This window comes from Pseudovibrio ascidiaceicola, from assembly GCF_900114245.1.
In the GTDB taxonomy this organism is placed as follows: domain Bacteria; phylum Pseudomonadota; class Alphaproteobacteria; order Rhizobiales; family Stappiaceae; genus Pseudovibrio; species Pseudovibrio ascidiaceicola.
The window spans coordinates 42,139-54,122 of sequence record NZ_FOSK01000004.1; the positions used below are offsets into that span (position 1 = coordinate 42,139).

Genomic DNA, 11,984 nt, shown 5'->3' on the forward strand with positions numbered 1-11,984 from the left:
ACAACACCCAACAAAACTGGTTGAAGCATAATGAAAACGCTAGGTAAGTGGTCCTACATTGAGACCGAACAGAACCGGGTAGATCTGCTCGTAGATGACAAGCATCTGCTTTCTCTGTTCGTTCTTGAAGACAAGCTTGTTCGGGTTCTTTTGCGCAAGAATGGTGAGTTCCGGCAAGGACGGACGTGGTCCATAACTCCGGCAGAAACGCCGGTACCGTTTGAAGGCCGGTGTCGTCTTTCTGTCGAAGGCTTTTCGCTGCCAGAGTTTAAGCAGGAGTTTGCAAAGGACACACTTACACTGGAGACGCGGGCTTTGCGCGTCTCCGTGAAAACACCGCTTCAGATAATCTGGGAGGCGAAATACGACGACGGGTCTTATCAGGTCATCGCCAGCGAACGGCCTACAGGCGCTTATGTGCTAGGCGTCAAAGACCACAAGAACTCGCATTTCTTCAGCCAACCAGCAGATGACCGGATTTATGGTCTTGGTGAAAAGGCTGGCAATCTGCTGCGTAATGGCCGTCGCTACGAAATGCGCAATCTGGATGCAATGGGCTATGATGCAGAGATCACCGACCCACTTTACAAACATCTGCCGTTTACGCTGACACGCACCGGTTATGGCATTTCCTATGGCGTGTTCTACGATAATCTAGCAAGTTGCTGGTTTGATCTTGGTAATGAGATCGACAACTACCATCGGCCTTACAGATCTTACCGTTCAGAAGATGGGGATCTGGACTATTACTTTATGCTTGGCCCTTCCCTGCTGGATGTCACCAAAACGCAGGTCTGGCTGACGGGCAAGCATATCTTCCCACCGAAGTGGAGCCTCGGGTATTCCGGTTCGACTATGTATTACACTGATGCAGACAATGCTCAGGAGCAGTTGGAAGGCTTTGTTGACCTGATCAAGGACCACGCCATTCCTTGCGATAGTTTCCAGCTTTCCTCCGGTTACACATCGATTGGTTCAAAACGTTATGTGTTCAACTGGAACTATGAGAAATGTCCTGATCCGAAGGCCATGACCTCGAAGTTTCTGGATGCTGGCGTTCATCTGGCTGCCAACATTAAGCCTTGCTTACTCCAGGACCATCCGATGTATGGCGATGTGGCAGAGACAGGCCTGTTCATACGGGACAGCGAGGCTGATCAGCCAGAGCGTTCCTTGTTTTGGGATGATGAAGGTTCTCACCTCGATTTCACCAATCCAGAGACTGTGAGCTGGTGGAAAGCCAACGTCACCGAGCAACTGCTTGAGCAAGGTATTGGCTCCACCTGGAACGACAACAACGAGTATGAGATCTGGGACTTCTCTGCTCGCTGTCAGGGATTTGGTGAAGAGATTGAGGTTGGACTTATTCGTCCACTTCATTCTTTCCTGATGATGCGTGCCTCTTATGAAGCACAGGTGGAGTATGCGCCAGACGAACGCCCTTATCTTATCTCTCGCAGTGGCTGCCCTGGCTTGCAACGCTATGTGCAGACGTGGACTGGCGATAACCGAACTGGCTGGAACAATCTGAAATACAACATCAAGATGGGTCTCGGCCTGTCGATGTCAGGTATCTACAATGTTGGCCACGATGTGGGTGGCTTCTCAGGTGCTCGTCCTGATCCTGAATTGTTTGTTCGGTGGGTTCAAAATGGTGTCATGCATCCGCGTTTCACGATCCATTCATGGAATGATGATGCAACAGTCAATGAAGCCTGGATGTATCCAGAGGTGACGCCCCTCATCCGCAATGCCATCCAGCTGCGCCAGCATCTCATGCCGTACTTCTATACCATGCTGCACGACATGCATGTGATGGATGAGCCGCTTTTGCGCCCAACGTTCCTTGACCATGAGAGCGATGAACGCACCTTCGCAGAAACGGATGACTATCTGCTTGGCAAGGACCTACTGGTAGCTTCTGTGATTGAGCAAGGTGCGACAACACGTGAGGTTTATCTGCCAGATAATGGCGATGGCTGGTACGAGTTCGATACAGGCGTGTATCACAAGGGTGGGCAGAGCATTGTGGTTGATGCGCCTTTGGAACGCCTACCTCTGTTCGTCCGTGCTGGTACCGTCATTCCGCTTGCGAACCCAACAGCGAAGAACACTACTGAGTGCCATCTTGATGCCTTAGCGATCTTCCCGTTCCAAGGCACCGGAAAGCGAGAGCTTGCTGTGTTTGAGGATGATGGCATCAGCCATAACTGGCTCGAAGGCGAACACAGTACGTTGCATCTCGTTCTTTGCAGCACTTCCGATGAGCAGACCTTAACTCTATGCCGCAGTGGCTCCCTCAGAACTGATGGACGGAAGCTCTCTGTTCACATCAAGGGGAGCTCTCCAAATGGCCTCACCTCGACTGTGGTCGTGAACCGGCAGCCAGTTAAGGACGACACTCTGACTTTCCTCTTTGATGAGCTTTGATAAGGCCGCCTCCTATGACTTTTGACTTTAAGAAACTCGACCTCAACGCGCTTCCAAGTGATGTTGCCGTGCCATCTTACGATCGTACTACGTTGAAACCGCGTGTTGCTCATATCGGTTTTGGTGCCTTTGCCCGTGCTCACGTTGCAATGCATTTGCACGAAACACTTGCTGCCGCTGGTGGTGATTGGGGCTTGCGGGTGATTGAGCTGTTCGGCACGCCAGACTTGTTCGATAAGTTGGCCGAGAATGATCACCTCTACACGCTGGTTGAGACAGCTGATGAAGGCACAAACACGCGGCTGCTCGGCGCTGTTTGCGAAACACAGCATGTGGCACGCGATGGTGTAGCGGCTCTGATTGATGGGCTTGCAGAAGAACAGCTGAAGGTCATTTCTCTAACAGTTACCGAAAAAGGTTATTGCGTTACGAACGGGGCGCTGGATCTGGACAATCCGATGATCCAGCAAGACCTTGCTTCCCCTTCGGCTCCCAAAACCGCAATTGGGTTGATCGTTGCCGGCCTTGCGAAACGCCGGGCACTTGGCAATGGTCCAATCACTGTGATGTCTTGCGATAACTTACCTCATAATGGCCTGCTCTGCGGGATTGCCGTTCGTGAGTTTGCTGCCAAGCAAAATGCAGAGTTAGCGGCATGGATTGAGGACAATGTATCTTTCCCATCCACCATGGTGGACCGCATTGTGCCTGCGCTGACTGACGAGTCTCGAGACCTCATCCGTGACAGCCTTGGCGGACAAGTTGATCTGAACGGTATTGTATGTGAGCCGTTTCGCCAGTGGGTGATTGAAGACAACTTCAAAGCCGGACGGCCACAGTGGGAGCTTGCAGGAGCACAAGTTGTTACGGATGTCGAGCCGTTTGAAGAAATGAAGCTTCGCACTCTGAATGGCTCTCACTCCTTCCTTGCCTATCTTGGCTTCCTTGCTGGCAAAGAGACCATTGCTGATTGTGCTGCCGATCCTGTGTTTTACGCTGAAGCGCGCAAGCTGATGGTGGAGGAACAGTTGCCCACACTGGATGTTCCGGGTGATGTGGATCTGGTGGCCTATGCTGACTCACTTCTCAAACGCTATTCCAACTCCAAATTGAAACACCGTACCTGGCAGATTGCTGCGGATGGAACGCAGAAGATACCTCAGCGCTGGTTGAATTCAGTGAGATTCCATCTGGCAAACGGCACCGACTGCCGTCATCTGCTGCTGGGTATTGGTGGTTGGATGAATTACATCCGCGCGGATCGCAATGGCGAGAGCTACGAAGTGGTTGATCCGATGAAGGAGAAGCTTGCTGAAATTGTCGCCAAAGACGGTGGCGACGCAACGACCTATGTCGATGCACTGCTTGCTATGCATTCTGTGTTCCCATCTGAACTTGTTGCTAACGATGAGTTCAAGAAAGCGGTTCACAAGGCCTACCAAGCAGTGGCAGAAAAAGGTGCCGCGCAGGCTGTCGCTGATTTGGCTGACTAGGTTTTAAGGAAAATCTTGCTCGGCCTCAGGCTGAGCAAACGCTCAAACTCAAGGGTTGATCATAGGATTGATCCCACCACTTTCAGGGCAAAAACGATGCAGCCATTTCTTGGACAAGACTTCCTCCTCGAGACTGAAGCAGCACAAAAGCTTTACCACGACCACGCCGCAGAAATGCCAATCGTGGACTATCACAACCATCTGTGTCCGCAGACCATTGCTGAAGACCGTCGCTTTGATGACATTGGTCGTGTCTGGCTGGAGGGCGATCACTACAAATGGCGCGCTATGCGGTGGGCAGGGATTGATGAGAGCCTGATCACCGGCAAAGACACCAACTTCAAAGAGAAATTCCTCGCCTATGCCTCCGTGATGCCGAAGTTTCTCGGGAATCCGCTGTATCATTGGACGCATTTGGAGATGTATCGCTACTTCGGGCTGGAAGGTGTGACCCTCTCAGAAAAATCTGCTGAGACTGTCTGGGAAGTTTGTAACGCTAAGCTTGCGACCAAACCTTTTTCAGCTCGCGGCCTATTGCAAATGCAGAACGTGAAGATGCTGGGAACGACGGATGATCCTTGTGATGCTCTGCATTGGCATAAGATGATCGCTCAGGATCCAACCTCAACCATGGTTGTCCGCCCAACCTTCCGCCCAGATCCAGCTTTCAAGATCGATAAGCCGACCTTTCCTGATTACATCATGAAACTCAGTAGAACCGTTGGTTTCCATATCGACAAGTATGAGCGTCTGCTTGAAGCACTTTCCATGCGGCTGGATCACTTTGGACGACATGGTTGCCGTGCCGCAGATCATGGTCTGGATTCCATGCTGTTCTGTCCGGTTCCGTCCGGTACTGAGCTGAACCGTATCTTCAAAGAGGGACAAAGCGGAGCAACTCTAAGTCTTGATGATGTAACTGCATTCCAGTCAGCTGTTCAGGTGTTCCTTGGCAAGGAATACGCCAAACGTGGCTGGGTCATGCAAATGCACATTGGAGCGACACGGAACAACCGCAGCCGCATGTTCAAAGCTCTTGGGCCAGACGTCGGCTGTGATGGCATTGATGACCGTGAGCTCGCTAATCCACTCAACCAGTTCCTCGACACGTTGGATCGCGAGAAAGCATTGCCCAGAACTGTGCTGTATTCTCTTGATCCAACCAAGAACGAAGTTGTTGTAACAACTGCCGGAAACTTTCAGGACGGGTCCTTCGGCGGTAAAATACAAGCTGGAACAGGCTGGTGGCATAACGATCAGCTGGACGGCATGGAACGCCAGATGACACAACTTGCGCAAATGGGATTGCTTTCGCAGTTCCTTGGCATGTTGACAGATAGCAGATCGTTCCTATCTTTCCCTCGACACGAGTATTTCCGTCGCTTGCTTTGCAGGATCGTTGGTGAATGGATGGATAAAGGCCATATTCCGGGTGATTTTGAGCTTGCAGGAGGCATGATCAGGGACGTTTGCTACAACAATGCAGCAAACTGGTTCCTTGATGAGAAGTAGGTAAGCTTTGGCCCCTGCTTTATCCCATGAAGCCCCTTGGACCATGCCTCTGGACCAAGGGGTTTCTACTATCAGTAGACTTGCTTTACTCGTCGTGCTTGTAAATTGTTTCAAGAGCGTCGGCGTGGTTATTCAGCACTTTTGCGCGTCTGATCTTGAGTGTTGGCGTCAGTTCGCCGGTCTGAATCGAGAAGCCGTCCGGTAAGATCTCAAACTTGCGAATACGCTCAACCCGTGAGTGACGCGCATTCATTTTTTTTATGCCGGCCTGTATAACACTCCGCAACTGATCTGATTTCAGAACATCTTCCGGCTTAATATTGTTCTCGGTCGCAAATCGCTGTGCCATTGCTCCATCAATGGTGATCAGAGCGCTTAAAAAGTTCTGATTGTTGCCTGCAACAACTGCATATTCGACCAATGGAATTTCCATCAGGTCTTGCTCAAGCAAGGCAGGCGAGATGTTCTTACCTCCAGAGGTGATGATAAGCTCTTTTTTACGGCCTGTGATAAAGAGATAACCTTCCTTGTCGAAGTAGCCAATATCACCGCTGTAAAGCCAACCATCGCGCAGAGATTCATCTGTTGCAGCAGGGTCATGCGCATAACCAGAGAAATTTGTACCTGCCTTACAGAGGATCTCACCATCGGCAGCGATCTTTATCGTGACCCCTTCCATCGGCTTACCGACAGAACCCAGACGGGTTGCACCAATGATGTTGATGGTCGCACCACCACAGTTTTCTGACTGGCCGTAGACTTCACGGATAACAATATCCAGTCCCGTAAAGGCCTCCAACACACGTTTGGATACAGGCGCACCACCGCTCACGAACATGCGCATTTTATCGAGGCCGATCTTGTGTTTGATCTTATCAAGTACGAGACGGTTTGCGATCTTCTTTTTAGTGTTCAGTACCAAGCCAGCAGACTTGCCGTTGATGCTTTCTTTATACCAATCCTTGCTCGTTTGAAGAGACCATTGGATGAGTTTGCCTTTGAAGCCTTTCTCTTTGCTGAGCTGCTTTTCGACTTTCTCATTGATCTTCTCAAAAATCCGCGGAACCCCAAAGGTTACAGTCGGCCTCACCTCTGGCAAGTGCTCGCCGAGACTGGTTACGGACTTGGCGTAGTAAACTGGGTAGCCAGTGTCACAAGCCTGAATAATGGTGCCACACTGCTCTGCGATATGAGCCATTGGCAGATAGGAAATATAGCGGTCAGCTGGTGTCGGCTTAAAGGCCAGATTCAGTGCATCAGATTCTGCACGGATTGCGCGGTGGCTGATCTGCACGGCTTTTGGCAAGCCTGTCGTCCCTGAGGTGTAAATCTGGAGCGCAATGTCTTCTGCCGCGATATCATTGAGGCGTTGGTCAAGTTCTGCATCCAGTCCCGGGCTGTTCTCCCCTAAGGACATAAAGCTGGCCCATGTATATTGATCTGGATTTTCTACGCGCCCATCCAAGCGAATGGTTTTACGCAGATGGCGCATGTTTTCCGCCTGCTCACCAATACCTTTGAGCTGGGCTTTGGTTTCAGCAAGCAGAATGCGGCCTTGAGAGTGGCGCAGAATGTAGTTGATCTCGGGTGCTGCTGCTGTCCAGTAAATGCCTGTTGGCACAGCCCCAATCATCATGGCAGCCACGTCCATGATGGTCCATTCAGGACGGTTGTAACTTAGAATACAAACAGCATCACCAGGATTGACGCCCAGTGCGAGCAGCGCTTTTGCAGCATTGCGTACCTGCTCGCCATATTCAGTCCAGCTCGTTGCTTCCCATCCAGCTTCCCCACGAACTAAATATGCTGGTTTGTCAGCAAGGCGTTCGACAGATTCCATGAATGCTTTGGGAATGGATTTAAACGGGTTTTCAGCTTGTGCTTGAGCAACGGGCCGGGCCTGCGAACTCATGTTATTCTCTCTATTTTTATTATTTCCAGAGCTTTACATCCTCTGAATTTGCTGGTGTCAAATACAGATACCAAGAATACCCCTCAAACCCACAAGAACTACAGGTATTTTCTCTTATTTTCTTCTCTCTGGTTCATGAGCAACGAATATTCATTTTTGATTTGACAGAGATTTTACTGAATCTCTGATATATCTAATTGGAGATATACTTTAATGCTTCTTAGAGGCATTAAAGATTGATCATCATCCAAAGAGTTCTTTGGGGATGCTTCTTATTTAGTTGAGTGGATTCTGCAATTTAGCGGTAAACCAAAAGAATAGATCTCCTATGGTAACAGGGATCGAGAGTTACTCAGTCGGGCAAGTTTATTTATGCAGCAGTTCAGTGTTACGCGCGGTCTAAACCTACCAGATCCTGTTCGCATCAGTCGCTATAAGCGCCTGCCAGAACTCGGCCCTGCCTTGCTGTTCTTCAGCGGTGGAAGCGCACTTAATCCAACTGCTCGCGCTTTGAAGCAGTACACCCACAACTCCATTCACCTGATGACACCGTTTGATAGCGGCGGAAGTTCTGCAGTTTTGCGTCATGCCTTTGGTATGCCTGCGATTGGAGATCTACGCTCGCGTTTGATTGCTCTGGCTGATGAAAGCGTTCTTGGGCAGTCCGAAATCTACCGTCTCTTCACACATAGATTTCCCAAAACAGCTTCTCTTGAGGACCTACACAGCGAGCTAGTGGATTTGCTGGAAGGGCATGATCAGCTGATCGCACGGGTTCCCAATCCAATGCGACGCCTGATCCGGCATCAGCTCGCGTTTTTTCATGATGCAATGCCATCGGGCTTTGATCTGAGAGGCGCCAGTATCGGCAACCTGATCCTTGCTGGTGGGTATCTCAACAACAATCAGAAGCTTGATCCGATTATTTTCCTATTCTCCAAGCTGGTGAACACGCTCGGCACGGTTCTAGCGACAGTTGATGCTCGTCTGCATCTGGCTGTCGAGCTGGATTCTGGTGAGATCATTGTTGGTCAACATAATATGACTGGCAAGGAAACAGCACCCATCGCGAGCCGGATTAAGAGGACCTATCTGACCCGCTCCCTAGCTGGCGGTGATCCAGTGGAGATTGAGGTCTCCCCTAAGAAGCAGCATCTTATCGAGACTGCAGACATGATCTGCTATCCTCCGGGAAGCTTTCACAGCAGCCTGATCGCTAATCTTCTGCCAAAGGGCGTGGGCAAGTCTATTGCACGTAGCTCAAACCCGAAAGTTTATGTACCCAACCTTGGCAATGATCCTGAGCAGTTCGGGATGAGTCCAAACGAGACAGTGGACGCACTCCTGAAACATCTGCGCGCTGATGCGGGGGCAGATACGCCAACAGACAAGTTGCTCAACTTTATCGTCACAGATGAAAAACATGCTGCTGAGTTTGATTGGGCTGAGCTGGAAGCTCAAGGCATATCCCTGATTGGTGCTGATCTGACAAGCACGCATTCGGTTCCTTATTACGACCCGGAAAAACTAGTTTGCATGTTACTGAGTTTTCTCTGAAGTCTTTTTCGTTCAGTTAACTCACTGTATTTTGACAATTTATGCCTTTCGCAGCACACCATCTGACAGAAGTAGATGATTTGCAGTAGCTTGCTTTACCCTATCGCAGGTTGATCACGGCTACATAGTTAGATCACCTCAAATATCATCTTCAACTTTACTTAAAAACACCCCAATGCTTTGCAATATTTCATTTGCGATGACGCTTAATCAAGAAACAGAAGACATGTTGACGCAAGTATACGCATAGATATTAGGTAGCGGTAGTATGTTTACATTCGACACATAACCAAGCGGAAAAGCAAATGTCGAAGTTCAAGTTTCCTACCGCGTTTACAATTCTATTTGCCCTCATCATTCTTGTTGCAATTGCAACCTGGTTCGTCCCTGCTGGTAAATATGATCGGGTGATCAACCCAATCCTCGATAAGGAAGTTCCGGTCCCCGGCACCTATCATCTGGTGGAGGCTAATCCTCAAGGCCCTGTTGAAGTCTTTATGGCGCCAATTGCGGGTCTTTATGACCCGATCTCCTACACGGCGAATGCAATCGACGTTGCAGTCTTTGTCCTTGTGATTGGTGGCTTCCTGATGGTTGTGACCCGAACAGGTGCAATTGATGCAGGGATCGCCAAGATTATGACGGGATTGAAGGGGCGAGAGAACCTGATGATCCCCATACTGATGGCCTTCTTTGCGGCTGGAGGCACGATCTATGGGATGGCGGAGGAAAGTCTTGCGTTTTACGCGCTCATCATCCCGGTTATGATCCGCGCAGGTTACGACTCGATGACAGGTGTGGCCGTTATCCTTCTGGGCGCAGGCATAGGAACGCTTGGCTCAACCATCAACCCGTTTGCAACCGTCATCGCCTCTAACGCTGCTGGCGTGCCGTTTACAGACGGCATCGGCCTTCGTTTCTTAATTCTGATTGTTGGGTGGCTTGTCTGTGTGGCTTGGGTCATGCGCTATGCTGCAAAAGTGAAAGCGGATCACACCTCATCTCTCGTCTCAGAAATGAAGGAAGAAAACGAGAAGCATTTCCTGCAAGGCGTTTCAACGGACGATATTCCCGATTTCACGGCAAAGCACGGCTGGATCATGGCCATCTTCGTCGTCACATTCGGACTACTGATCTACGGTGTTGCTGTCCTTGGCTGGTGGATGGGCGAAATGGCTGCCCTCTTCCTTGCTGCCTCTATTCTCGTGGGCATCGTAGCCCGACAAGGTGAACACGAGTTCGTTGACAACTTCTTAGATGGTGCACGTGATCTGCTTGGTGTCGCACTGATCATCGGGGTTGCACGCGGTATCGTTGTGGTGATGGATGCTGGTTCAATTACCGATACGATCCTTTACTGGTCCGAGCAGGCGGTCAGTGGTCTCAGCAAAGTAGCCTTTATCAATGTGATGTTCTGGCTGGAGCTGGTGCTGTCGTTCTTCGTGCCCTCATCCTCGGGCCTCGCAGTACTGTCCATGCCGATTATGGCTCCGCTGGCAGGCTTCTCAAACGTTGGTGCAGAATATGTGGTCACAGCCTTCCAGTCCGCCAGTGGACTGCTGAACCTGTTCAACCCAACCTTCGCCGTTGTGATGGGCGGCCTTGCGATTGGACGGGTGCCTTATGACAAGTGGCTTCGGTTTGCCATCCCTCTCGTGATCATTCTGTTCGTTTTGATCTCACTCGCGCTGTCGCTCAGCGTTTAGAGGCGGTTTCTTCAAACTTTGCAGAGGCAAACATGCCTCTGCACCGCACAAATCAAACCTCTGAACCAAACATAGAGACGTTGATCTCTCACAAAACAAGAATTCTGGAACGGAGTCTGCAACATGACTGAATTTGGTGTTCATTCGGAAGTTGGCAAACTGAAAGAAGTGATGGTTTGCCGTCCCGGGCTTGCGCATATGCGCCTTACGCCCGGCAACTGTCAGGAGTTGTTGTTTGATGATGTGATCTGGGTTCGAGAAGCACAAAAACACCACTACGACTTCTGCCTTAGAATGGAAGAGCGTGGTGTGAATGTGCTGGAGATGCACAACCTTCTGAAAGAGACGCTGGAGGATCAGGAAGCTCGTAAGTGGGTGTTGGAACGGCGTATCACACACAACCGCGTTGGTTATGGAATGGCCGAGGATCTGCGAGCCTGGCTTTACGAGCAGCCCGAGAAGTTTCTTGCAGATCATCTGATTGGCGGCATTGCGCGGTGTGAGTTGGGGTTCAAGCCAACAGGTGTGTTTGGGAGTTATCTGGACCCGAACGACTTCGTCATTCCGCCTCTGCCAAATACACTGTTCACCCGCGATACGACCTGCTGGATCTATAACGGGGTTACGCTTAACCCGATGTTCTGGCAGGCACGCCAGAACGAGACGCTCCTCACCACTGCAATTTACAAGTTCCATCCTCACTTCAAGGGCAAGGTTAACTTCTGGTGGGGTGATCCCGATGAGGACTTCCATGAATCTACCGTGGAAGGCGGCGATGTCATGCCAATCGGCAATGGGGTTGTCTTAATCGGGATGGGAGAGCGCACCACCCCCCAAGCTGTCGGTCAGGTAGCCCGTGCCCTCTTCCGCAATAAGGCGGCAACTCGCGTCATTGCCTGCCAGATGCCAAAGAGCCGTGCGGCGATGCATTTGGACACTGTTTTCACTCTTCTTGATCGCGACAAAGCAACTGCGTTCTCAGGCGTTTGTGATGAGATCATCTGCTTCTCGATCCGTCCTGGAGACAAACCGGAAAGCGTCGATTACAGGCAGGATGAAGGACATCTGTTTGATGTCATCGCCAATGCACTTGGCATGCAAAAGCTGCATGTGGTGACCACCGGCGGCAATGCTTATGACCAGGAACGTGAGCAATGGGATGATGGTAACAACGTTGTCTGCATCGAACCAGGTGTCGTGGTTGGATATCGCCGAAATACCTACACAAACTCCAAACTCCAACGAGCCGGTGTGGAGGTCATCGCCATTGACGGGTCCGAACTGGGCCGTGGTCGCGGTGGTGGACACTGCATGACCTGTCCAACAGTGCGTGAGGCCGTGGAGTTCTAGTCTTTTCAAACTCCGTTGAACAAT

General features: G+C 50.6%; 7 protein-coding genes. 6 read left to right on the plus strand and 1 reads right to left on the minus strand.

Annotated features, from left to right (window positions below):
• Nucleotides 1-30 precede the first annotated feature (30 nt).
• The 3 genes from BM231_RS08745 (at nucleotide 31) to uxaC (ending at nucleotide 5,435) form a co-directional block, all read left to right on the plus strand.
• Entirely contained in the window at nucleotides 31-2,430 is a 2,400-nt protein-coding gene (locus BM231_RS08745) for a glycoside hydrolase family 31 protein (RefSeq protein ID WP_093518598.1), read from the plus strand.
• A gap of 14 nt (nucleotides 2,431-2,444) precedes the next feature.
• Nucleotides 2,445-3,923: a mannitol dehydrogenase family protein gene (locus tag BM231_RS08750; RefSeq protein WP_093518600.1), complete on the plus strand. Its 1,479-nt coding sequence runs from the start codon at nucleotides 2,445-2,447 to the stop codon at nucleotides 3,921-3,923.
• A gap of 96 nt (nucleotides 3,924-4,019) precedes the next feature.
• The gene (uxaC, locus tag BM231_RS08755; protein ID WP_093518602.1) at nucleotides 4,020-5,435 is read left to right on the plus strand and encodes a glucuronate isomerase; all 1,416 of its coding nucleotides are present in this window, start codon (nucleotides 4,020-4,022) and stop codon (nucleotides 5,433-5,435) included.
• A gap of 85 nt (nucleotides 5,436-5,520) precedes the next feature.
• Here the strand turns inward: uxaC and BM231_RS08760 are convergent, their stop codons facing one another.
• Entirely contained in the window at nucleotides 5,521-7,347 is a 1,827-nt protein-coding gene (locus BM231_RS08760) for an AMP-dependent synthetase/ligase (protein WP_093518604.1), read from the minus strand.
• A 372-nt stretch (nucleotides 7,348-7,719) separates the two neighbouring features.
• Here BM231_RS08760 and BM231_RS08765 point away from each other — a divergent pair, with 372 nt between their 5' ends.
• The 3 genes from BM231_RS08765 (at nucleotide 7,720) to arcA (ending at nucleotide 11,960) form a co-directional block, all read left to right on the plus strand.
• Nucleotides 7,720-8,904: a GAK system CofD-like protein gene (locus BM231_RS08765; RefSeq protein WP_093518606.1), complete on the plus strand. Its 1,185-nt coding sequence runs from the start codon at nucleotides 7,720-7,722 to the stop codon at nucleotides 8,902-8,904.
• Nucleotides 8,905-9,209: 305 nt separating this feature from the next.
• On the plus strand, nucleotides 9,210-10,610 hold the full coding sequence (locus BM231_RS08770) for a YfcC family protein (RefSeq protein ID WP_063309735.1): 1,401 nt from the start codon (nucleotides 9,210-9,212) through the stop codon (nucleotides 10,608-10,610).
• 123 nt (nucleotides 10,611-10,733) lie between these two features.
• Nucleotides 10,734-11,960 (plus strand): arginine deiminase, encoded by a 1,227-nt coding sequence (gene arcA / locus BM231_RS08775; RefSeq protein WP_093518608.1) that lies wholly within the window; start codon nucleotides 10,734-10,736, stop codon nucleotides 11,958-11,960.
• Nucleotides 11,961-11,984 lie beyond the last annotated feature (24 nt).